At 44.3% G+C, this 21,529-nt stretch carries 22 protein-coding genes and 2 pseudogenes; 21 read left to right on the forward strand and 3 right to left on the reverse strand.

Annotation, left to right across the window (positions count from 1 at the left end; translation table 11 throughout):
* Positions 1-65: 65 nt before the first annotated feature.
* Entirely contained in the window at positions 66-605 is a 540-nt protein-coding gene (locus KJB05_RS07270) for a heme NO-binding domain-containing protein (protein WP_009706860.1), read from the forward strand.
* A 6-nt stretch (positions 606-611) separates the two neighbouring features.
* Positions 612-2,312, forward strand: a complete 1,701-nt coding sequence (locus KJB05_RS07275) for an ATP-binding protein (protein WP_208445133.1) — start codon at positions 612-614, stop codon at positions 2,310-2,312.
* A gap of 113 nt (positions 2,313-2,425) precedes the next feature.
* Here KJB05_RS07275 and pabB read toward each other — a convergent pair whose 3' ends face one another.
* The gene (gene pabB, locus KJB05_RS07280) at positions 2,426-3,796 is read right to left on the reverse strand and encodes an aminodeoxychorismate synthase component I (RefSeq protein WP_208445140.1); all 1,371 of its coding nucleotides are present in this window, start codon (positions 3,794-3,796) and stop codon (positions 2,426-2,428) included.
* Between the two features lie 533 nt (positions 3,797-4,329).
* Between pabB and KJB05_RS07285 the strand changes: the two genes are divergently transcribed.
* The 8 genes from KJB05_RS07285 (at position 4,330) to KJB05_RS07320 (ending at position 12,147) form a co-directional block, all read left to right on the forward strand.
* Entirely contained in the window at positions 4,330-5,847 is a 1,518-nt protein-coding gene (locus KJB05_RS07285) for a fumarate hydratase (RefSeq protein ID WP_033006433.1), read from the forward strand.
* Positions 5,848-6,021: 174 nt separating this feature from the next.
* Entirely contained in the window at positions 6,022-6,207 is a 186-nt protein-coding gene (locus KJB05_RS07290) for a hypothetical protein (RefSeq protein ID WP_009706856.1), read from the forward strand.
* A gap of 156 nt (positions 6,208-6,363) precedes the next feature.
* The gene (locus tag KJB05_RS07295; RefSeq protein ID WP_208445134.1) at positions 6,364-7,740 is read left to right on the forward strand and encodes a YcjX family protein; all 1,377 of its coding nucleotides are present in this window, start codon (positions 6,364-6,366) and stop codon (positions 7,738-7,740) included.
* Positions 7,737-8,777 (forward strand): TIGR01620 family protein, encoded by a 1,041-nt coding sequence (locus KJB05_RS07300; protein ID WP_208445135.1) that lies wholly within the window; start codon positions 7,737-7,739, stop codon positions 8,775-8,777. Before KJB05_RS07295 ends, KJB05_RS07300 begins: the two co-directional genes overlap by 4 nt.
* 100 nt (positions 8,778-8,877) lie before the next feature.
* Positions 8,878-10,422, forward strand: a complete 1,545-nt coding sequence (gene tyrR / locus KJB05_RS07305; RefSeq protein ID WP_009706853.1) for a transcriptional regulator TyrR — start codon at positions 8,878-8,880, stop codon at positions 10,420-10,422.
* A 65-nt stretch (positions 10,423-10,487) separates the two neighbouring features.
* A complete protein-coding gene (gene rimJ, locus KJB05_RS07310; protein ID WP_208445136.1) occupies positions 10,488-11,072 on the forward strand; it encodes a ribosomal protein S5-alanine N-acetyltransferase in 585 nt (194 codons plus the stop codon).
* On the forward strand, positions 11,073-11,660 hold the full coding sequence (locus KJB05_RS07315) for an HD domain-containing protein (protein WP_208445137.1): 588 nt from the start codon (positions 11,073-11,075) through the stop codon (positions 11,658-11,660).
* Between the two features lie 13 nt (positions 11,661-11,673).
* Positions 11,674-12,147, forward strand: a complete 474-nt coding sequence (locus tag KJB05_RS07320; RefSeq protein ID WP_038896805.1) for a DUF2947 domain-containing protein — start codon at positions 11,674-11,676, stop codon at positions 12,145-12,147.
* 58 nt (positions 12,148-12,205) lie between these two features.
* On the opposite strand, the gene KJB05_RS07325 is transcribed toward KJB05_RS07320, so the two are convergent.
* Positions 12,206-13,168: an integron integrase gene (locus tag KJB05_RS07325; protein WP_208445138.1), complete on the reverse strand. Its 963-nt coding sequence runs from the start codon at positions 13,166-13,168 to the stop codon at positions 12,206-12,208.
* A gap of 334 nt (positions 13,169-13,502) precedes the next feature.
* Between KJB05_RS07325 and KJB05_RS07330 the strand changes: the two genes are divergently transcribed.
* The gene (locus tag KJB05_RS07330) at positions 13,503-14,258 is read left to right on the forward strand and encodes a DUF2971 domain-containing protein (protein WP_213053106.1); all 756 of its coding nucleotides are present in this window, start codon (positions 13,503-13,505) and stop codon (positions 14,256-14,258) included.
* A gap of 177 nt (positions 14,259-14,435) precedes the next feature.
* Here KJB05_RS07330 and KJB05_RS28540 read toward each other — a convergent pair whose 3' ends face one another.
* On the reverse strand, positions 14,436-14,738 hold the full coding sequence (locus tag KJB05_RS28540; RefSeq protein ID WP_244143002.1) for a hypothetical protein: 303 nt from the start codon (positions 14,736-14,738) through the stop codon (positions 14,436-14,438).
* 244 nt (positions 14,739-14,982) lie between these two features.
* Between KJB05_RS28540 and KJB05_RS07345 the strand changes: the two genes are divergently transcribed.
* The 10 genes and pseudogenes from KJB05_RS07345 (at position 14,983) to KJB05_RS07395 (ending at position 20,920) form a co-directional block, all read left to right on the forward strand.
* Positions 14,983-15,540, forward strand: coding sequence for a nucleotidyltransferase domain-containing protein (locus KJB05_RS07345; protein WP_208446400.1), 558 nt, complete (start codon positions 14,983-14,985; stop codon positions 15,538-15,540).
* Positions 15,541-15,686: 146 nt separating this feature from the next.
* Entirely contained in the window at positions 15,687-16,091 is a 405-nt protein-coding gene (locus KJB05_RS07350; RefSeq protein ID WP_208446401.1) for a DUF1801 domain-containing protein, read from the forward strand.
* A gap of 682 nt (positions 16,092-16,773) precedes the next feature.
* A pseudogene (locus KJB05_RS07355) lies at positions 16,774-17,187 on the forward strand (VOC family protein).
* Positions 17,188-17,364: 177 nt separating this feature from the next.
* Positions 17,365-17,715, forward strand: a complete 351-nt coding sequence (locus KJB05_RS07360; RefSeq protein WP_208446402.1) for a hypothetical protein — start codon at positions 17,365-17,367, stop codon at positions 17,713-17,715.
* Between the two features lie 168 nt (positions 17,716-17,883).
* Positions 17,884-18,234, forward strand: coding sequence for a nucleotide pyrophosphohydrolase (locus KJB05_RS07370; RefSeq protein WP_208446403.1), 351 nt, complete (start codon positions 17,884-17,886; stop codon positions 18,232-18,234).
* Positions 18,235-18,371: 137 nt separating this feature from the next.
* The gene (locus KJB05_RS07375) at positions 18,372-18,743 is read left to right on the forward strand and encodes a hypothetical protein (protein ID WP_208446404.1); all 372 of its coding nucleotides are present in this window, start codon (positions 18,372-18,374) and stop codon (positions 18,741-18,743) included.
* Between the two features lie 191 nt (positions 18,744-18,934).
* The gene (locus KJB05_RS07380; RefSeq protein ID WP_004413754.1) at positions 18,935-19,243 is read left to right on the forward strand and encodes a transposase; all 309 of its coding nucleotides are present in this window, start codon (positions 18,935-18,937) and stop codon (positions 19,241-19,243) included.
* Positions 19,240-20,091 (forward strand): IS3 family transposase, encoded by an 852-nt coding sequence (locus KJB05_RS07385; RefSeq protein WP_208446405.1) that lies wholly within the window; start codon positions 19,240-19,242, stop codon positions 20,089-20,091. The genes KJB05_RS07380 and KJB05_RS07385 overlap by 4 nt, the downstream gene beginning before the upstream one ends.
* 53 nt (positions 20,092-20,144) lie before the next feature.
* Positions 20,145-20,813, forward strand: a complete 669-nt coding sequence (locus tag KJB05_RS07390) for a hypothetical protein (protein ID WP_208446406.1) — start codon at positions 20,145-20,147, stop codon at positions 20,811-20,813.
* 4 nt (positions 20,814-20,817) lie between these two features.
* Positions 20,818-20,920, forward strand: a pseudogene (locus tag KJB05_RS07395) (DUF3265 domain-containing protein).
* Positions 20,921-21,529 lie beyond the last annotated feature (609 nt).

Consider the following 21,529-nt stretch of genomic DNA (forward strand, 5'->3'; position numbering starts at 1 on the left):
TGAAACTTATAGAGTTATACACCATTCTTTATTTTAAGACGTCACTATAAGGTTAGTTGAAGACGATGAAAGGGATAATTTTCACAGAGTTCATGGAGTTAGTGGAGGACAAGTTTGGTCTGGAAGTGCTTGACCAAGTCTTGGACCTGTCTAACGATGAAGGCATTTACACCTCGGTAGGCAGTTATGACCATCGAGACCTTGTTAAGTTGATCGTTAACCTCAGCAAAGTGTCTGACATTCCGCCAGAAAAGCTTCAAGAAGTGTTTGGTGAGTGTGTATTTCAAAATCTACTTAAGTCCATTCCAAATCATGCCAGTCTTCAACAGTGCACCACCACGTTCCAATTTGTGCGCCATGTAGAAGACTTTATTCATGTCGAAGTGAAAAAGCTTTACCCAGACGCCAATCCACCGCAATTTGATTTTATTAATGAAACAGAATCAGAAATGGTGTTTGATTATCGAAGCGCACGTTGCATGGCGCATGTTTGTGTCGGTCTGATACAAGGCTGTGCGAACCACTTCAATGAGAGTGTCGTTGTTAAACATCAAAACCAATCGGATGACGGAAGCCAAGTACGTTTTTGGCTGGAGGCTCAATAAGGCAATATGACGGGAAGTTCCTCACTAGAAAGGAAACTCAAACGAGAAGTCGCGTCACGAAAAGCGGCAGAAACACTGTTAGAGCAAAAGAGCTTAGAGCTGTATGAGTCCAATCAGCAACTGAGTGTCGCATTGAAAAAACTCGAGATGAAGTCTGAGAACGACTTACGTAAGTTCGAGTTTGAAGAACAAATCGATGCAACGCTGATCAAGTTTGGACGAACGTTCCTTTCTAGCACCTTTGATGAGACCATGATTGCCAGTTTCTTGGAGCAACTGACATCAAACTCGGTGGTTTCCGGCGCCTACTTATCTCTGAGCCAAGAGCATCTCTCATCGTTGCGTCGCCATCAGTTTGGCCATCTCGTGCTCGCTCATGAAAACGCGATACAAACCAAGCCTCATTGGGTCGAGAATCGCCTCTATTTACCCATCATTATTGACTCAGCGATCTTGGGTGAGCTGATCTTTTCTGTCGCTCTTGATCAAGTCGATCAAGAGTTCACTTCCAAACAAATGGTGTTGGTTTCCGATCTAGTGCACGGCGTCATCAGCCGACATTTGAGCTTAGAGCGAGAGGTCGAACTGCGTAAGCGGGCAGAAGCGTCTGAAAAAGCAACCAAAGAATTTGTCGCGATGATCAACCACGAGCTTCGTACTCCGTTAAACGGCGTGTTGGGCAGTGCAGAGTTACTGAGCAAAACCGAGTTGGGGGAAGAACAGCAACAATACCTTGGTAACTTGATTCAATCCGGTGATTTACTTCGAGTCATCATTAATGACTTGCTCGATTTCAGTAAAATGAATGCGGGTATGATGGAAATCATCGATAAAGTCTTTGCTTGGAAGGACTTAGAGAGCGCATTAACTGGTGTGTTTGCTGCGAAAGCGGCGGAAAAGCGCATTCATTTTTCGATCGACAAAAAGCTCGGCATTCCAGAATTTCTTGTGGGTGACTTTGAACGCATCACCCAGATTTTAGTGAACCTAATAGGTAACGCGATTAAGTTCACTCATCTCGGTGGGGTGGTTCTGCGTGTTGAATGGGTCGATGGTTATGCGCATTTCGAAGTGGAAGACACTGGTATTGGTATTCCTCTAGAGGCGCAGAAAGCGCTGTTTGACCCTTTTGTGCAAGCTGACCGTTCCACCAAGCGAAGCTTTGAAGGCTCTGGTTTAGGTTTGGCAATCTGCAAGAACTTAGTCGATTTGATGGATGGTGAAATCAGTTTCGTCAGTGAGCCACGCAAAGGCACTACTTTTAAAGTTGTTGTGCCGCTCAAACAAGGCGAAGCGCAGGGAAGGGCTGCCGGTGACGTGTCTGTCGGTAAATATATCGAACTGGCAGGACGCTCGGTTTTGGTGGTGGACGACATTCGTATGAACCAAGTGATTGTCACGCAAATGCTCAAAAAGCTCGATATCAAACCAGATTTAAAAAACAACGGCCTAGAAGCGCTCGACGCGGTAAAAGAGAAAGACTATGAGCTAATATTTATGGATTGTCGTATGCCAGAAATGGACGGTTATGAAGCGACGGTACATTTGCGCGAAGACGGCTTCACTAAGCCAATCATTGCGCTGACTGCAGGGACAACCCTAGAAGAGAGAAAAAAGTGCATTGAATCCGGCATGGATGACATTCTCACCAAGCCTTATACCGCTGCTGATATAGAACAAATCATGTGTAAGTGGCTCGACGAATGATGCACAAGTTCCCTTGAGCAGCAACAAACAGTGATTAGCAAAAATAACGATTAAAAAAACGGCTCTGTTATTACTACAGAGCCGTTTTTCTGAGTACTTAAAAGCGCTTTAAGTTACTTTAGCGCCGGTAAGATCTTGGACAGTTTGTCTAGCGTCTCTTGATATTCTGCTGCGCAATCACTGTCTGCCACGACGCCGCCGCCGGCCCAAGCGTAGAGCTTGTTATCTTCTGCAACCAGAGTACGGATCGTGATGCTGGTATCCATACGACCATGGCGTGAGATATAACCGATACTGCCACAATATGCGCTGCGACGATGCGGTTCTAACTCTTCGATGATTTGCATTGCACGCACTTTTGGCGCACCAGTAATTGAACCACCCGGGAAGCAAGCTCGAAGTAGGTCGGCTGCGCTGTATTGTATATCCAAATCGGCGCGGATTGTGCTGACTAAGTGGTGCACCGCAGGGAAGCTTTCAATATCAAATAGCTTTGGCACATGAACGCTGCCTGGTGACGCAACACGGCCAATGTCATTACGCAGCAAGTCGACGATCATCAGGTTTTCGGCCTGATCTTTTTCTGCCGTCTGCAAGTCATGGGCGTTGGCTTGGTCGAGCTCAGTATTTTGGCTACGTGGACGTGTACCTTTGATTGGCTTGGTTTCAATGACGTTGTCTTTAAGCTCCAAAAAGCGCTCCGGTGACACGCTTACGATCGCCGACTGAGGCATGCGAATAAATGCAGAGAAAGGGGCTTGGTTCGCCGCTTCTAGTTTTGTGTAAGCTTGCCACTCGCTTCCTTGATAAGAAGCATTAAAGCGCTGTGCCAAGTTGATTTGGTAACAGTCGCCACTCAACAAGTATTCTTGAACACGGTCAAAACGTGAAGCGTAAGAGGCTTGCGTCATGTTCGATTGCCAATCGCCAATCAGCTTAAAGTCTTCAACATCAGCTGGAGATTGTGAATTAAGCCATTGCCACACTTGCTTAATGTTTTGGCCTACAACACACGCTTTTTCTAGTTTGTGGTCTACCACCAGTGCCCATTCATACAACCCAACAGCCATATCTGGCGTTTGAAGGTCTTTGGTTGCAAGTTCGGGCATAGATTCTACACGGCGACCTAGATCGTAACTGAAATAACCCAGCGCACCGCCGACAAACGGTAGATCCCACTCTGCGCCCAACTCAAGGTTTGGCAAAAGCTGTTGTTGGAGCTCGTCTAATAGCGAGAACGGGTCATCTTGAGAGACGTATTCTTGCGTGTCTGTTTTGATTTGCGTTTCGCCAGCGATGGTCTCTAGCGTTGTGATTGGATTGGCAACCAATACATCAAATCGGCTGTCGATGTGCGTCTCAGAAGCGGAGCGTAAAAGCATCGCCCAAGGCTGCTGTTCGATACGAGAAAATAGGGAAATAGCGAGGTCGTTGGCGTAATCCAATGCCTTAAAATCAAGCAATTGCGTATCCATGTTGTTCATTTGTTTAAATTGTGACAAAGAGTTCGTTCACTGCATGGCATGTCATGGGCAGCAAGAGTATCATAAACGCCACTATACCCAAATAATCTCTAGATACATGATTCAGCGAGAATGATTTGGTTCGCATACGCGACGACGATTCGCATGTTTTAGTGGGTCTAAATCAAGAATCGTCAACACTGTATGCGAGCCAAAGCAACTCGCCCTTTGGGAGCAAGCCACTGCTTTAAGAGTGGTTTGCGTTTGAACTTTCGTAAGTGTTTTAAAACGATTCACTGACTGAGTTCCCTAAGTGGCGCCGCTATGAACTTGTATATGGGGGTTATTTGGGTATAGCGCCAAACTACCTCTATACAAAGGCTTTGAGGTGGTTTTACTATATGAGAAGGCGACTTCAATAACTCGTGTGTCGATATCAGCCGTTCGACAATTGTTTACATAAAACGAAGCTCATTTAAGGGCAATAAGCTCAACAAACACGACAGAAGCCAAGCCAATAATGGAAGCAAAGCATAACAATAATGAGGCATGCAATGACGGTAATACGCACGCAGGATGTCATCAGCAGTGTTGCTGATGCGCTACAGTATATTTCTTACTACCACCCGCTAGACTTTGTTCAAGCCCTTGAAAAAGCCTACCACCGTGAAGAGAGCCAAGCAGCGAAAGACGCTATCGCTCAGATCCTAATTAACTCCCGTATGTCGGCAGAAGGCCATCGACCGATTTGTCAGGATACAGGCATTGTGACTTGTTTCGTGAACATCGGTATGGGCGTTCAATGGGATTCGACCGACATGACGGTTCAGCAAATGGTGGATGAAGGCGTTCGACAGGCTTACACGAATCCGGATAACCCATTGCGTGCCTCGGTTCTGATGGACCCTGCGGGCAAGCGAATCAATACCAAAGACAACACGCCAGCAGTCGTGCACATCAATATGGTGCCAGGCGATAAAGTGGAAATCCAAATCGCGGCGAAAGGCGGCGGCTCTGAAAACAAAACCAAGATGGTGATGCTAAACCCATCTGACGACATTGCAGAATGGGTAGAGAAAACCCTACCAGCAATGGGCGCAGGTTGGTGTCCACCGGGCATGCTTGGCATTGGTATCGGCGGTACCGCTGAAAAAGCTGCGGTATTGGCAAAAGAATCTCTGATGGGACACGTTGATATTCAAGACTTGATTGATCGTGGCCCTCAAAACGCAGAAGAAGAGCTTCGCCTTGATATCTTCAATCGCGTGAACAAGCTTGGTATCGGTGCGCAAGGCCTAGGCGGTTTAACAACGGTTGTTGATGTGAAGATCAAAACCGCGCCAACGCATGCTGCTTCTAAGCCAGTGTGTCTGATTCCGAACTGTGCTGCAACGCGCCACGTTCACTTCACACTTGATGGGAATGGTCCAGCAGAGCTAACGCCACCTAAGTTAGAAGATTGGCCAGACATCACTTGGGAAGCGGGCGCAAATACTCGTCGTGTTAACTTAGATACAGTGACCAAAGAAGAGGTTCAAGAGTGGAAAACCGGTGAAACGGTACTGCTATCTGGCAAGATTCTAACTGGTCGTGATGCGGCACATAAACGTATCCAAGGCATGCTAGAAGCGGGTGAAGGTTTACCTGCTGGCGTTGATTTCAAGGGTAAGTTCATTTATTACGTTGGCCCGGTTGATGCCGTCGGTGATGAGGCAGTAGGTCCTGCAGGTCCAACAACCTCAACACGTATGGACAAGTTCACAGACATGATGTTAGAAGAAACTGGCATTATGGGCATGATCGGTAAAGCAGAGCGCGGTCCTGCAACGGTTGAATCTATCAAGAACCACAAAGCGGTTTACTTAATGGCAGTTGGCGGCGCGGCGTACTTAGTTGCTAAAGCGATTAAGAAAGCTCGCGTGGTGGCATTCGAAGACCTAGGTATGGAAGCGATTTACGAGTTTGAAGTCGAGGATATGCCGGTAACGGTGGCTGTGGATTCAAATGGCGCGAACGCTCATCAAATTGGTCCTGATACTTGGAAAGTGAAAATCCAAGAGATGGAAGCGTAATCGACTTGGTCATCATTCGAACGTCTCAATTGAGAGAATGTGACAAAGTGCTGATTTACCTAGCAAACATTTGACAAAAGTGCAGCGAAAGCTGCACTTTTTGTCTATATAATCAAATATAAACTTATAGGCATAGCAAATCTCACTGTTATGCTGACATGATTAGGAGACGGCATGCCTCGTTTTATTCAAATTCTACAAATAGTTCTTGCTGTTGTGATCGGTAGCTTTGTTGGCTACGACTTGATTCTTCACGGCATCAGTATCTTCGATGAAAAATACGTCACCATCACTTGTGTGTTATGGCTGATTCTGGAAGTTTGCCTATTCGTTATCTACAAGTTGATCGAAGACGATTAGACTTCACGTAAAGACATTAAGATCGCTAAGCCTCTGAAATTCTCAGGGGCTTTTTCGTTTTTGGAAATAGGTTTTGCAGTGAATACTTTGTTCATCTTTGATTAAGGTTGGTAAAATTACACTGCGTAGCAAGAATTGATGAGATAAATAAAAACGATGAAAAGAATAACACAAGAAGTGAATGACTTTATAAGCCGTGGCATGGACTCTAATGTCCGTATCGCCGTAACGGGGTTATCGCGTGCGGGTAAAACCGCGTTTATTACTTCTCTGGTTAATCAATTGCTGCATACCGCTACTCACGACAACTTGCCGTTACTTAATGCGGCGCGCGATGAGCGTTTAATTGGTGCTAAACGTGAGCCTCAATCCAATATGATGGTTCCACGTTTTGCTTACGATGATGCGATGAACCAAATTCATGCCACGCCACCACAATGGCCAGTACCGACCCGTGACGTGAGCGAGATACGACTGGCACTGAAATACAAGCCAAACAAAACCACCAAAAAGCTGCTGAGTAAAACTGCCGTGTTGAATGTCGATATCATCGACTATCCGGGTGAGTGGCTATTGGATCTGCCTTTGCTTGATATGGATTTCGCGACGTGGTCACAAACCCAATTTGAGGCGTTAAAAGGGCAACGTAGTGAGCTTGCTGCCGACTGGTTAGCAGAGCTAGAAACGCTGGATTTAGCTGCGGAATTGAATGAAAAGCAGCTAGAAAAAGTCGCTAAAAGTTACACTGACTATTTGCATGCTTGCAAAGACAGCGGTTTACATTGGGTTCAGCCGGGTCGTTTCGTCTTGCCGGGTGAACTTGAAGGGGCGCCAGTATTACAGTTCTTCCCATGTCGATTTGATGCCGATGTGAAATCAGTTAAGGGTAGCAACTTGGCAATGCTAGAAGCCCGTTATCACGAGTATCAGCAGAAGGTGGTTAAGGCGTTCTACAAGCATCACTTTGCTACGTTTGACCGCCAAATCGTGTTGGTAGATTGCTTACAACCGCTAAATGCCGGTGATGAAGCCTTTTACGATATGCGCCAAGCGCTTGAACAGATCATGCACAGCTTCCGATATGGCCGAAGCAGTTTCTTGCGCCGTTTGTTCTCACCAAAGATCGACAGAGTATTATTTGCTGCGACTAAAGCCGACCACGTGACGCCAGATCAACATCCGCATTTGGTCTCTCTGCTTCAACAGATGGTGCATCCTGCGTGGCAGACCGCAGCGTACGAGAACATAGAAATGAGCTGTATGAGCATTGCTTCGATTCAAGCGACGACTTCAGGTTTCATCGCTTCGGGAGATAAAACCGTCCCTGCACTGCAAGGCACAACGCTTGATGGGGAGTCAATGACGATGTTCCCTGGTGAAGTGCCGAAGAAGTTACCTAACGCAGCTTATTGGCAAAACAGTGGCTTTGATTTTACTTCTTTCCGACCAATGCCTTCAGAAAGCGACGAGCCGATGAAACATATTCGCCTCGATAAAGCATTGGAATACCTATTGGGAGACAAATTGAAATGAGCGAATTAAAACAAAAACAAGTCTTCTCAGAAAAAACGATGCACAGCGATGAAGAGAGTGTTTCCCCTGAATTGACGGCTCAAAAGACGTTTTCAGAAAAAGAAACCTTCGTACCTGTCGCGATTGAAGAGCAACAGGAAGAAACAGAACAAGAGTTGCAGCTCGAACAGGTCATCCGTCCGAAATCGGGTCGAAAATGGCTGACAACGGGTCTCTTTGCCACCTTTGCCGGTTTAGTTGGTTGGCAAGTGGTCGATTCTGTCGTTACTGCAGTACAAACTGCCGATTGGTTGGCGCTAGGCTGGGCTGGCTTTATCGCCACTATTGCCTCTTTTGGTTTGGGCGCATTAGGCAAGGAGTTATGGAAGCTGCGCAAACTTCGTAACCACTTCAGTGTGCAAGAAGAAAGTGAAGCGCTTATCGATAGCCAAAGCGTCGGCAAGGGCAAAGCATTCTGTGAAAAGGTTGCAGAACAAAGTGGAGTGCTGGCGGAGAATCCTGGCTTTGATCGTTGGAAGAACAGTGTGAACCCTGCTCATAGCGATGCAGAAATCCTTGAGATGTACGATTCTATGGTTGTCAGTCAGCAAGACAAACTTGCAACCAAAATTGTTTCTCAGCACGCTACTGAGTCCGCAGCATTGGTGGCAGTCAGCCCACTAGCCGCCGCTGATATGTTGCTGGTGGCATGGCGTAACTTCAAAATGATCGACAATCTTTCTAAAGTGTATGGCGTTGAATTGGGTTACGCTTCCCGCATCAAGCTACTGCGCGCTGTGTTCGTGAATATGGCAGCAGCGGGTGCGAGTGAACTTGCTATTGATGCCAGCATGGATTTGATGTCGATGGATCTCGCCGGAAAAATCTCCGCGCGAGCAGGGCAGGGGTTAGGTGTGGGTATTTTGACTGCGCGTCTCGGTCTAAAATCCATGGCACTACTTCGTCCTTTACCTTGGTATCCAGAACGCCAAGTGAAACTCGGTGCCATTCGTAAAGAGGTAGTGGCGAAAGTTGCATCAATTACGATGAAACCGTAACCAATATCACCTTTGACGGTGAGGATTGCTTGACGCCATTCCAAGCTTGGTAGAAACTACTGTCAACTTTTCCTGACAGTTGTGAATTGGGATATTTTCAGTGCGTCTTGAAGTCTTTTGTGAAGATAGACTCGGTCTTACCCGAGAACTGCTCGATATTTTAGCGTCTAAAAGCATCGACCTACGTGGTATCGAAATTGATATCAGCGGCATCATCTACCTAAACTGCCCAGATATTGATTTTGATACCTTTAGTGAATTGATGGCCGAGATCCGCCGTATTCCGGGGGTCAAAGACGTACGTAAAATCCAATTTATGCCAATGGAGCGCCACAACACAGAGCTGCTTTCATTGGTGGATAATTTGCCTGACCCTGTGTTTGCTATCGACCTCAAAGGCGCTGTCGATATGGCAAACATGTCCGCACTTTCTCTTCTTGGTCAGCACAAACAAGATGTTATTGGCACGCAAATTGGTATGTTATTGCCTAGTGTCCGTTTTAACCGTTGGTCTGAAGGCGTGAATGCTCGCACTCGCGAAAGCCTAGTGATCGATGGCTTGGATTACATTCTTGAGTTGATGCCGGTCTACATCAAAGACGAAGCGCAAAACTCGACACTTGCTAGTACCTTGATGACGATTCGTTCGAGCCAGCACGGTGCGCAAATCGAAGAAATATTGCCTCTTCATAATCAACTTGGCTTTGAGCATTTTGTCGGCTTATCAAATCGCCACAAAGCGTTAATGAACCAAGCGAAGAAGTTATCTGTTCTCGATCAGCCTCTATTGATTGAAGGTGAAACGGGTACTGGTAAAGAGATGTTGGCAAAAGCATGTCACAGCCGCTCTGGTCGAGCGAGCAAACCTTTCCTTGTTTTAAGCTGTGCATCTATGCCTGATGATGTGGCCGAAACCGAGTTGTTTGGTCATGCGCCGGGTTCGTTTAATCACGAACAAGGCCACAAAGGTATCTTCGAACAAGCAAACGGCGGTACTGTCTTCCTTGATGAAATCGGTGAGATGAGCTCGCATCTGCAAATCAAACTGCTGCGCTTCTTACAGGATGGTAACTTCCGTCGTGTGGGTGCTGAAGATGAAATGCACGTTGATGTACGTATTATTGCCTCTACCAAGCACAACCTTGCAGAGCTTGCTGAAGCTGGCAAGTTCCGTGAAGATTTGTATTATCGCCTTAATGTTCTGACCTTGAATATTCCGCCTCTGCGTAAGCGCTCGAACGATGTAGCGCCGTTGCTGGACTTGTTCGTAACGAAACACGCTCAGCAACTTGGCATCGACAAGCCTGAACTGGATGAAGAACTGGTGGATGCATTAGCGAACTACCAATGGCCGGGTAACATGCGTCAATTGGACAATATGGTTTTGCGCGCTCTGACCGAGATGGATGGACATATCCTTAAGGCAGAAAACTTCAACTTGCCTCAGCCACAAGCTATGGGTGGTGGTAGCGCGACATTGAATCTTGATGGCTCGCTTGATGAGATCATGCGTGATTACGAATCGCAAATCTTAGAGCGTTTGTATCAATCATTCCCATCGAGTCGTAAGCTTGCTAAGCGTTTGAATGTTTCTCATACCTCTATCGCGAACAAGCTGCGTGATTATGGTATTCGTAAAGTCTAGAGTCGCGGTAGATACTGGGCTATCTGTCAAATGATCCCGAAATTAAATGGACGTTGTTATTCATAATGGAAGATAAAAGCTCTTCAATCGCCGTTCACAAGTTGGACGGCGACTTGCTTCTACGTACTGCAGAAATTGGCGATGCCGATATGATTGCAGAATATTTTCAAAGCAATCGCGACTACTTGAAGCCCTTCGAACCGAAGCGCGAAGAAGCATTCTACTCAGTCAATGGCTGGCTACAAAAGCTGATCAAATTGAATGAATTACATCGCATGGGACTGGGATACTATTGTCTGCTTGTTCATGCCGAATCTGGTAAAATGCTTGGCACGCTCTCTTTCAGCAACCTGACTCGTTTTCCTTTTCATGCCTGCAATGTGGGTTACTCCCTTGCAGAGGACGTACAAGGTCATGGCTATATGCGCCGCGCGTTAAAAATGGCCTGTGATTACATGTTTGAAGTTCAAAAGATACACCGCATTCAAGCGGGTTACATGCCGCATAACAAGCGCAGTGAAGCGGTGTTGCAGCACGTTGGGTTTGAGAGAGAAGGCTACGCTAAAGATTATTTGTTGATTGACGGTGAATGGCAGGATCATGTGCTGACATCGTTAACTAACCCAAACTGGAAAGCAGAGGCTCGATAAATGGAAAGATTGGAAAAGCAGTTAGCACTTCTTATTGAACTGGACCAACTAAAGAGCGTGCTTCGTCGAACTCGGGTAAAGAGTGCCGACCGACGCTTAGAGAATAGTGGTGAGCACAGTTGGCACGTTGCGTTGATGGCAGTATTAATGCAAGAACATGCCAATGCGCCAATCGATATTGCTCGAGTGATGAAAATGCTGCTTATCCATGACGTCGTAGAGATCGACGCAGGCGACACCTTTGTTTATGATGTCGCTGCTTCAAAAGAGCAAGAAGAGAAAGAACTGAAAGCAGCAGAGCGCCTGTTTGGTATGTTGCCAAGCGATCAGGGTGATGAGTTGTTCTCTCTGTGGAAGGAATTTGAAGCCGCCCAAAGTGATGATGCGAAATACGCCAAAGCGTTAGATCGCCTTATCCCGATGCTACTCAACTACCACAATGATGGTCAAAGCTGGAAAGAACATGGTGTAACGCGAGAGCAAGCGTTAACCATCAATAAAAGAATTGAATTTGGTTCTGTCACCCTATGGGACAAAGCCAAAGAACTGATTGAAGAAGCCACCGAGAAAGGTTGGTTGAAGTCGTAAGAAAGGAGACTGAATGTCTTATTTGCCTTTGGATGAATACCAAAGAAAATGGATTTTTACTCACCAGTCAATGCCAGTGCCTGAAGAGGACCTCGAGTTTATCAAGCCGATGAGTCAAGCTCGCGCCGCGCAATTCTGGAAAGAGAACATTAGCGCACAAAGTCCTGATATGGATCGTTTGAGCTCGTCCGATTGGCCAATGAAAGAGTCTAATTGGTCAGAAGAAGTTGATTGGATGGCAGCTTGGGAAGCCGATGAACCCGAGTTACCAGAAGAAATCGCGGCGTTTATTGATTGGCAAGATGATGTCACTGTGTACTTCTGTTATGAGAAATACAACGTAATCGAGACGAAGTGGTCAACGTTCAAAAAGTATTGGAAGAACTTCCTATTCTATGATGATGGCCCGATTCTGCTCGGTCGCCGTCGCGCTCAAGCGCTTTGGTTTGATTCCAAAGGCAACGTCAAATTGGGCGAGCGTCACTAAACCAATTAAATGTGAAAGCCACCGGAGTACTTACTGTCACTCGGTGGCTTTTTCTTTTTCATAAGCTAGATAATGGACTCAAGACTCCTCCGGCACCGCGCTCGATGACGTGCGTGTAGATCTGAGTCGTTTTCACATCAGTATGTCCTAGCTGTTCCTGAACGGTTCTAATATCAGCGCCAGATTCTAGAAGGTGAGTCGCGAAACTGTGTCTCAGAGTATGGCAAGTCACTGACTTTTCAATTCCTGCATCTTTTGCTGCTCGTTTAACAGCCCTCTGTATTGCGCTCTCATTGATATGGTGACGCCGAAACTCGCCGGTATCTTTATCAACGCTTAACTTGGTTGATGGAAAGAGAAAGTGCCAATTAAAGTCCAATTCAGCACCGGGGTACTTCCGACGTAGCCCATCAGAGATATAAACACCGGCATAACCGCCCATGTGACGGTCTTTCTGATAATAATCTCTCGCTAAACTGACTTGTGCTTTGAGTGGTTCATGTAACTCTTTGGCTAATGTGACCGTTCTATTTTTACCACCTTTTCCTTGCCATACTCTGAGCGCACCATAGTCGTAGTCAATATCTTGGATCCTTAATCGTAAGCACTCCATGATTCGCAAGCCAGAACCATATAAAAGCTGGATGTGGAGTTTGTATTTCGGGTCAATATGTTGAACAAATCGGCGTACTTCGTCTCTTGTTAGCACAACAGGTAGCTTTTTCTCAGTGAGTGATTTTTGAAACCTCATATTCAATGAGAGTGGCATCTGGAAGTACTCTCGATACAAAAATGAGATGGCGTTTAACGCAAGTGCCTGTGTTTTGACTGCAACTTTTTCATCAATAGCGAGGTGACTAAGAAAGCGTTCGACATCGTCTTCAGAGAGCTTGGAAGGGTGGGCAAGCTGGTGGAAGATGATATAACGCTTTATCCAAAACAGGTAGGTTTCAATGGTTTTCTTCGCATAGTGACGCGAGATCATATGCTCTTTAACACTCAGTAAAAACTGACTTTTCATAGTTATAATTTGACTGGTTGTTTATACAGTTTTTTAACTTAGCCCCTTATGAACAATTAGGCGCCAATGCACCGTCTAATTGCGTGTGTGAGCACACAGATTCATACTGATTTTCTATTTGTTTCATAAAGATAAGTGCTAGCATGCATACTTTCTTTTTGAATGAAAGAAGGCGGTAGCGTGCCTGAAAGGTGGCTGAAGGCCGTATAGAAAGCGTTATATTTTAAAGGACTATAATGAAACAACTATATAAATACGTTACACCAGACTCTATTGAAATTATTCTTCGTAATTCATCTATAAAAATTACGAATCCGTCGGAGTTTAATGATCCTTGGACTGCAATGTCCCTGAGTTTGAAGTTGACTCTAAACTATTGAAAAAAATATTTACTAAGAACTCTGGTATTCCTAAGCACGAAATAAGTGATCTTTCCTCAGAGATCGACAGAGATATTAGTGAGCTCAAATCAGAGTTGGAGCCATTGTCTAAAGAACTAGGATCCGCTTGGGAAGAGCTTATTGCGCAATTCAGGGTTTTGTCACTTACTGAAGATCCCAATAACATTTTAATGTGGTCTCATTATGCGGATGACCATAAAGGTGCGGTAATTGGATTCAAAAAGTTCGAAGATAAAGGATTTGTTAAAAATGCAAAATCAGTCGATTATAAAAATGGAAGAAAAAAGTTCAAAGAATTCTCGTCTAAATTGCTTGAAGTATTAGTTAAATATCTGATTAAAGAGCAGGATGCACATGTTAGTGATAATCGTGAAAAACTGGTCGTTAATGCATTGACGTCTTCAACCTTAAAGTTTTTTACGTCATATTTCTTCTTTAAGAAAAATGAATGGAACTACGAAAAAGAGCATAGACTAGTTCTAAGGTGTGACTCTACTGATATTAGTCAGAATGGGGGTGTCAATACTATATCATTTGATACTGGTGAAGTATGTGAAATCATTTTTGGTGTTAAAGCTGACCCTGAAATCGTCCATTCTTGCTCTCTTCTCGCTAAAGAAAAGTATCCGGAAGTACATATATATCAAATGGAAAAAGTAGGCTGGAGCTTAGTGCGAAAAAAAATATAACAAAGCATTTAAGAGTGATTCGCAACGCTTGGCAGTTTCGCTCCGCTCAAGTATAGCCAAGCGTCGCTCACACCTTAATGCGGCGTTAGTCGCCAGAAAAAGCTAGCAATCAAAATCATGTTTCTGAGCTCAAAATTTGGCAGCTGTTTGTTTGGTACACAGATTCATCGTCGATGGTCAAAACTCAGTTTCTGCTGTTCTAAGTCCAAAGTTTTGCAAGTGTCCTAGCGCTTGTTTTGTTCTTTGGTGCTGACAGAGCAGGGCAATCGAGAGTCTGTTTTTGGTTGCAACTCCGCTCGGTGAGTTTGTTGGTACAAAAGCCGATTTACTCGCTGAAATGACGTTTTCTCTGGTGTGGTTAGTTCCACGTGGTTTCAGTAACTTTGTTGAAAGTCCGCACTGTGAGATTGGTTTTCCAAAAGCGCTTGTTGGTGTTGCCAGTCCGTTTTCAGTGGCGCTGGTTGTTCCAAGTGGTTTCATTGAATAGCCGCTTTGAGACTACGCCTGACTTAAGTGCATCAAGCACATAAAATTTGTTGTTTGCAAAATTTAGTTCGGCTTAAAATTGTCGCTCGGTGCCTCGCGACTAACAAACTGCTCAAGAGGGATTCGCAACGCGTGGCATTTTTACTATGCGTTGAATTTAGTGATTAAGGTGGTATGCAGCGGCATCGGTATTGCGTTGCTCACCCCTTAGCAGGGCGTTATACAAACGGAGGTGGTTTTGAGTTCAGAAAAGCTAGATTTGGAGCATCTTCCCCTCCAAAGTGAGTTAGTTCGATCTGTGTGCTCAGCGTTTATTTCGGAAAATGACGTAGTAGCGGCGGTGTTATTAGGCTCATTGGCCGCTGGGAAAGGTGATCGTGTTTCGGATGCAGATATTATTGTTTTCACTAAGAACAACTTCCATAAGTCTGCAAATGAGTGCTTCTCAGCTTTTGAGTACGACAAGGAAATATTCTACCTACTTGATGGTTTCCACAATGATAATGCTTACTTTAAAAAGTACATCTTCGATGATTTAACGAGTGCTGAAATTCACTGCTTAGACCTGAGTGAATCGTTCAGTATTTCAAAGCCGTTTAAAGTGCTATTCGATAAAACGGGCATCATCGAGCAAAGGGTAACAGATGAACCAGCTCCAAAGCATGAGGACTTTCCTGCTTATACGAATGGTGATGAAGGTCTTACTTGGGAGCTTTTTGATTGTATCAAGTGGATGAGTCGTGGAAATCATGAGTTGGCTAAGAACCATTTAAAGAAGCTTGTCGATAAACTTTAATTGTTTGTATAACAATAAATTTAAGCAGATTCGTAACGCTGGGCACTTTTGGTTTGAATCAGCTTTAGTGTTTACGGCACAATGCTTTAGGTAGGTGGTAGCGTTACTCACTACTTAATTTGGCGTTATGTGAATAGGAGATTCTAATGAACAAGGTAGTCAAAGAACGCTTCGATGAATACCCAGAGAATGCTCGTGTTAGGTTAGCGGAGCTACGAAATCTAGTCTTTCAAATAGCATCTGAGTTGGAACTTGGTGAAATCGAAGAAACTCTAAAATGGGGAGAACCAAGCTACAATGTGAAAACAGGCAGTCCGCTAAGAATGGACTGGAAACTCAAGTCTCCTAACAACTATTACCTTTTCTTTAATTGCCAAACCAAACTCGTCGATACATTCCGGGAATTGTATGGTGAAGAACTGGTGTTTCAGGGAAATAGAGCAATAGTTCTGTCCTTATCGAAACCGATGCCAGAAAGAGTGATTAAGTCCTGTTTAGAATTGGCTTTGACCTATCAGCAGCGTAAAAAATTACCTCTTTTAGGCGCGTAACAAAATTCACATAACAATAAATTTAAGAGTGATTCACAACGCTTGGCGCTTTCACTTCAAGCCAGTTTAGTGTTTATGGCACAATGCTTTAACTCGGGTGGTTAGCGTTGTTCACACCTTAATTTGGCGTTAGTTGCCAAAGAAGAAAAAGTAACTAAATCAGCAAGTTTATGGCTAATGTTAGTGTGTTTTTGGCTGGGTTTCCGTGTTTCACCTTTTTGCTTCTCGAATCGGTGATAGTGTTGTTTTGGTTGGTGTTTCGCTGGATTTTCTGTTTCAGAATCTGATTCAATTGTTGAAAGTCTGCTCTGTTGCTAAGTCTTCCCAAAAGCTTTCTTTGGTGTTTAAGGTTCGTTTTCTGCGGCGTTGTAAATTTCAAGTGGTTTCAGTGACAGTCGCTTTGAAACTGCGCTTGACTTGGTTTCTCAAATCAGGAAAGGGCAGTGTTTGCAAAGTCTCAATGAATTTCAAAGTAAAGTCTTTGGGTAGGCAACTAACAAAGCATTTAAGAGTGATTCCCAACGCTTGGCATTTTTCATTCCATCGTTGGGTTTTGTGTTTACGCTGGTATGGTTGGGTTTCGTGGTAGCGTTGCTCACACCTTAATGCGGCGTTATATGCTCTCTCGGAAAGTCGGTAAAAGTAGGGTAGTATCAGTGTTTTAAGGTCGTTGGATTTACGTATGTCTAAGCCAGTTCAGCAGCAAATCGGTAATATAGCTTTAGTCGTTGAAAACTACGATGACGCTATTGAGTTCTATACCCAAAAACTTCAATTTACTTTGGTCGAAGATACTGATTTAGGTGGTGGTAAGCGTTGGGTTCAAGTTTCTCCTCCAAATTCAAATGGTACAAATCTGCTTCTTGCTCAAGCGAGCACAGAGGAACAATCTCAATTTGTGGGTAATTAGACTGGTGGTCGAGTCTTCTTGTTTCTCCAAACCAATGATTTCTGGCGTGACTACGAACTCATGAAATCAAATGGTGTCGTATTTCTAGAAGAACCACGAGTCGAAGAATACGGTACAGTTGTAGTGTTCCAAGACTTGTATGGTACTAAGTGGGACTTGTTGCAACTAAACAGTGCCACCAGTTAGCACGCATATAACAAGCAATTCAAGCTGATTCGCAACGCTCGGCACTTTCGGTTTCAACTTGTTTGGTGATTACAGTGCAGTGCTTTAGTAAAGTGGCAGCGTTGCTCACAACTTAATTGGGCGTTAGCCTTCTTAATGAATTTTTCGAATTAAATAAACTAGACGAAAGGAAACATTATGTCAGATATAAAACCGAGAATTAGTACATTATCTTTTGTAGGGTTCTATGTGAACTCGGCAATTGCCAAGGGTCACCTAGAGAGTGTCTCATTTGATGAACTTTACACGGCTCTAGAGCAAGGTCAGCTATTTGAATTTTTAGATTCGAAATTGCCTGGTGAATTCGATTTTAGTTTGTTTGAAGCTGGCTCTGATCAACATGTAGGTTTCCATCAGGTAATAAATAGTATTGCAGGTGGGCTTCAAGGACGTGAGCGCAGGAAGTTAGGGTTGTCAAATTCAAACCACGGCTTGTCTTTATTGTTGGCATTTATTCTTGAAGCATTGCAGCATCACGATTGGGTGTAACCAGAAGGCTAACAAACTGTTTAAGAGGGATTCGCAACGCGTGGCATTTTCACTATGCGTTGGTTTTAGTGTTTAAGGTGCTCTACGGCGGGTTCGGTATTGCGTTGCTCACCCCTTAACAGGGCGTTAGTGTTTACATCAAAATTTACGCAAAAATAGGGAAGCTGTATGAGTAAATCTGTCTATGTTGCTGGTAGTTTCAAGAATCTAGAAAAGATGCAGGCTATACGAGAAACTTTGGTCAGTGCAGGTATTGAAACTACTATCTCTGAGCCCCTTCAAGCTAGTGGCATTGATGGTTGCTTGCAGCGCATTGGAGAAGCCGACATTACCTATATTCTAAATTTTGGTGGTTACGTCGGAAAAAGTGTAGCAATGGATATCGGTTATGCTTTAGGTCTAGGCAAACCAGTTTATGCTCTTGAACCTATTGAAGACCCGGACATAACTCACTTGTTGGCACGTATTGTCACGCCAGATGAAATCATTGCTGAGCTCAGTGGAAATAGTAAAAACTAACAATAAATTCAAGCAGATTCGCAACGCTTGGCACTTTCGGTTTGAATCGGCTTTAGTGTTTACGGCACAATTATTTAGGTAAGTGGTAGCGTTGCTCACTACTTAATTTGGCGTTATATGCAATGGAGGACTAAGCGTTGGAATTTGAAAAACATATACAAGATACGTGCGAGCACCTTGAAGAATTAGTGTCTTTGATGGGCGGACATTTATCGAAAGATCTAGATTCGATATCAACGCTAGAAGAGGTCCTAACTTCTGTTGTAAATGAAAATGATGAAGAGGCAACTTCAGGTGCTAGATACCTGATAGCTGTTTATCTTGGTGAAATCGTAATAAGTGAAGCTGGCGGCGAGTGGATAAAAAGCACAATTAGCAACAACATGGCACTTAGTATCGATAATCAGCAATCTTTTCCCTTAGAGGCTGTAGAAGAGTTTATTAGGAACCCAAAGAATGGACAGTTGGAGTTTTTTGCAAAAGGGCTAATATCCGCGAATCGCATATAACAAGCAATTTAAGAGGGATTCACAACGCTTGGCATTTTTGCTTCTACTTCAAATTTAGTGTTTATGGCACAATGCTTTAGGTTTGGGTGGAAGCGTTGTTCACCCCTTAATTGGGCGTTATATTACCGAGTACCCCACGTTTAGTAGACACTTTACTAAGTTAGATCTAGGGTCTAATTGAGAGGTGATTTATGGCTAAACATCGTAATCCAGCGTACACCGAAGAGTTTCGCAAAGAAGCAGTCCGCTTGGCCAGTCTTCCTGGCCGAACAGCGGTCTCCGTTGCCAAGGAGCTGGGCATCAGTGCCCAGCAGATCCGAAACTGGAAGCGCCAGTTCACACGCCTATCTGATAAACAGTTTAACACCTTAGATGGTGTCGATTACTCGAAGAAAGAGTCCGAAGAGCTTCGAGCGCTAAGGCGCGAGAACAAGCGACTCAAAGATGAAATGGAATTTCTAAAAAAGGTCTCGGCGTACTTCGCGAAGCAGCAAGAGTGAAGTACGAGTTCATTGAAAGCTATGTTGGTGAGTATTCCATTAGCTTAATGTGTCGCACCTTAGACGTGAGTCGAGGCGGTTACTACAAGTGGTGCCATCATACGCCGAGTGAGCGTTCAAAGCGGCGAGAGCGCTTTGAAAAGCTAGTGATGTGTACCTTTGCCCAATATCGGGCACGTTACGGTTCAGTGCGAATAGCAGAAGAGCTAAACGAAGCAGGCTATGCCTGCTGCGTGAATTATGTGGCTGATATCATGAAAGAAAAAGGTATCAGGGCACGTAATGGTAAAGGGTTTAAATACAGCAAGGATGTGGCTGCGATGACGAATGTTGTTGACAATTTACTGCGTAGAGACTTTGAATCTGAGACACCAAATCAGAAGTGGGTTACGGACATCACGTATATCTGGGTGAAGAGCCGTTGGCTCTTCTTGGCGACAGTGATGGACTTGCACTCAAGGCGTATTGTGGGTTGGTCGCTAGGGACAACGATGACCGTCGAGCTCATCACCAATGCCCTAAAAATGGCGTTTGAATCACGTAAGCCGCCTAAGGGCGTCATCATCCATTCGGACCGTGGTGTACAATACAGAGCATATAAATATCAAGACTTCATGCGCAAGCATGGAGGTGTACCGAGCATGAGTCGGCAGGGCAATTGTTGGGATAATGCGGTGATGGAGTCGTTCTACAGTCGACTGAAAGTCGAACTGATATACGCAGAAGACTATCAAACTGTCGAAGAAGCCCGAATGGGCATCTTCGAATACATCGAGGTATTTTACAATCGCAGAAGAAGACACTCAGCGTTGGGGCACATCAGCCCAGTTGAGTACGAAAGTATGTAGTTATGTACTGTCTACTTTTCGTGGGGTACACCAATTAATTTTCGAGGTCGGATTTGAAGAAAGTTATAGGTTTTTTCTTAGTTGTTACTTTTATCGCATCAATTGGATGGATTGTATCGGATGCGTACAGTTATGAGCCTTGGATTGTTGCTATGGGGTCATTGATTTCATTGCTTTCTTCTGACTGGGGCGGCAACAAGAATAAGAAATCACCGCTGAAAAAGTTTCAAAAAAGGTTGGAGATCCGAAAGAGTAAACTAACGCCCGAAGCTATGTTTAAGTTCGATGCATTAGTAAATGGAAATGCCCAAAAACACACTATATCCGTAATGGCGGTTTGGGATGGAGATGCACCAACAACGAAAAAGCAAGTAATCCATCAAACTGATAATTTAAGCCCTCACACGATAATGTCATTAGATGGAGCTTTTAGTTTTTCGTTTCAAGAAGTGGATATTGACAACGATGGTCACAATGAAGTCATTATGATTTTTCATTGTGGTGCTCACTCTAGAGGAGTAAAAGTTTTTAAAGTCTCTGATGGGCATTTCTTAAATTTGTTCCCTGGAGGGGAGTTTGGTGGTGACCATGGTGATGTTCGCATTGAAAAACACGATGGTATCAACAAAATTTATGTTTGTAGCCGTGGTACCAGTCTAGAGGAAGTCATTGAAAGGTGCTATTTCGTTGACGATGGTATTCTGCAAGAAAAATTAATATAACAAACTGTTTAAGAGTGATTCGCAACGCGTGGCATTTTTACTATGCGCTGGTTTTAGTGTTTAAGGTGGTATGCGGTAGCTTCGGTATTGCGTTACTCACACCTTAACAGGGCGTTAGTACGGGTTTGACATCAAAGGTTATAAGTTTTGGTGTTTATCTGTTTTGGTGCTCGTATTTACACCTTACAGTTTGTACCTTTCACGTTCTTTCCGGTGGCACTATATGCGGAGTGTTTGCTTTGATTTCACCGTTTACGGCTTCTAACTCTTAGTCTATTTCTTTGGCGCTTCTTCATTTTCGTGGTGACTTTTGAGATCACCTTGATTACTTTTGGTGTGGCTGTAGAAGTACGAGGAAAGAATCCTTTTCTAATTTGAAGCTAGTGAAAGTAGGGCAGTTCAGTGCGTTTTTCTTCTAGCCAACTTTCGTCTTTCAATCGGGGTAAAGTTTTGTAGCTGCCCGTCTCACTTCAGTGTTCAAAGCCTTTCATATCATGCCACTTTTCAATATCTTGGAGCGCATAAATAGAAGTAGCGCATGTACTAACAAATTGCTTAAGAGTGATTCGTAACGCGTGGCATTTTTACTTTGCGGTGGCTTATGTGTTTAAGGCGCCGTGCGGTAGCTTTTGTATTGCGTTACTCACACCTTAGCAAGGCGTTAGTTTGCAAGAGGAAAAACGCGCCTATATCGTAAGATTTAGTGGTAAAAGCTT

It is taken from the genome of Vibrio sp. B1ASS3, assembly GCF_905175355.1.
Taxonomy (GTDB): Bacteria; Pseudomonadota; Gammaproteobacteria; order Enterobacterales; family Vibrionaceae; genus Vibrio; species Vibrio owensii.

What these genes read in the sequence shown, in the direction of transcription:
- KJB05_RS07290 (WP_009706856.1), top strand. Translation starts at nt 6,022, where the DNA reads ATGCCTCGTTTTATTCAAATTCTACAAATAGTTCTTGCTGTTGTGATC.
- KJB05_RS07325 (WP_208445138.1), bottom strand. Translation starts at nt 13,168, where the DNA reads ATGAAAAGTCAGTTTTTACTGAGTGTTAAAGAGCATATGATCTCGCGT.
- KJB05_RS07370 (WP_208446403.1), top strand. Translation starts at nt 17,884, where the DNA reads ATGAGTAAATCTGTCTATGTTGCTGGTAGTTTCAAGAATCTAGAAAAG.
- KJB05_RS07380 (WP_004413754.1), top strand. Translation starts at nt 18,935, where the DNA reads ATGGCTAAACATCGTAATCCAGCGTACACCGAAGAGTTTCGCAAAGAA.
- KJB05_RS07270 (WP_009706860.1), top strand. Translation starts at nt 66, where the DNA reads ATGAAAGGGATAATTTTCACAGAGTTCATGGAGTTAGTGGAGGACAAG.
- KJB05_RS28540 (WP_244143002.1), bottom strand. Translation starts at nt 14,738, where the DNA reads ATGAAACCACTTGGAACAACCAGCGCCACTGAAAACGGACTGGCAACA.
- rimJ (WP_208445136.1), top strand. Translation starts at nt 10,488, where the DNA reads ATGGAAGATAAAAGCTCTTCAATCGCCGTTCACAAGTTGGACGGCGAC.
- KJB05_RS07315 (WP_208445137.1), top strand. Translation starts at nt 11,073, where the DNA reads ATGGAAAGATTGGAAAAGCAGTTAGCACTTCTTATTGAACTGGACCAA.
- KJB05_RS07275 (WP_208445133.1), top strand. Translation starts at nt 612, where the DNA reads ATGACGGGAAGTTCCTCACTAGAAAGGAAACTCAAACGAGAAGTCGCG.
- KJB05_RS07300 (WP_208445135.1), top strand. Translation starts at nt 7,737, where the DNA reads ATGAGCGAATTAAAACAAAAACAAGTCTTCTCAGAAAAAACGATGCAC.
- KJB05_RS07285 (WP_033006433.1), top strand. Translation starts at nt 4,330, where the DNA reads ATGACGGTAATACGCACGCAGGATGTCATCAGCAGTGTTGCTGATGCG.
- KJB05_RS07295 (WP_208445134.1), top strand. Translation starts at nt 6,364, where the DNA reads ATGAAAAGAATAACACAAGAAGTGAATGACTTTATAAGCCGTGGCATG.
- KJB05_RS07360 (WP_208446402.1), top strand. Translation starts at nt 17,365, where the DNA reads ATGTCAGATATAAAACCGAGAATTAGTACATTATCTTTTGTAGGGTTC.
- KJB05_RS07320 (WP_038896805.1), top strand. Translation starts at nt 11,674, where the DNA reads ATGTCTTATTTGCCTTTGGATGAATACCAAAGAAAATGGATTTTTACT.
- KJB05_RS07350 (WP_208446401.1), top strand. Translation starts at nt 15,687, where the DNA reads ATGAACAAGGTAGTCAAAGAACGCTTCGATGAATACCCAGAGAATGCT.
- pabB (WP_208445140.1), bottom strand. Translation starts at nt 3,796, where the DNA reads ATGAACAACATGGATACGCAATTGCTTGATTTTAAGGCATTGGATTAC.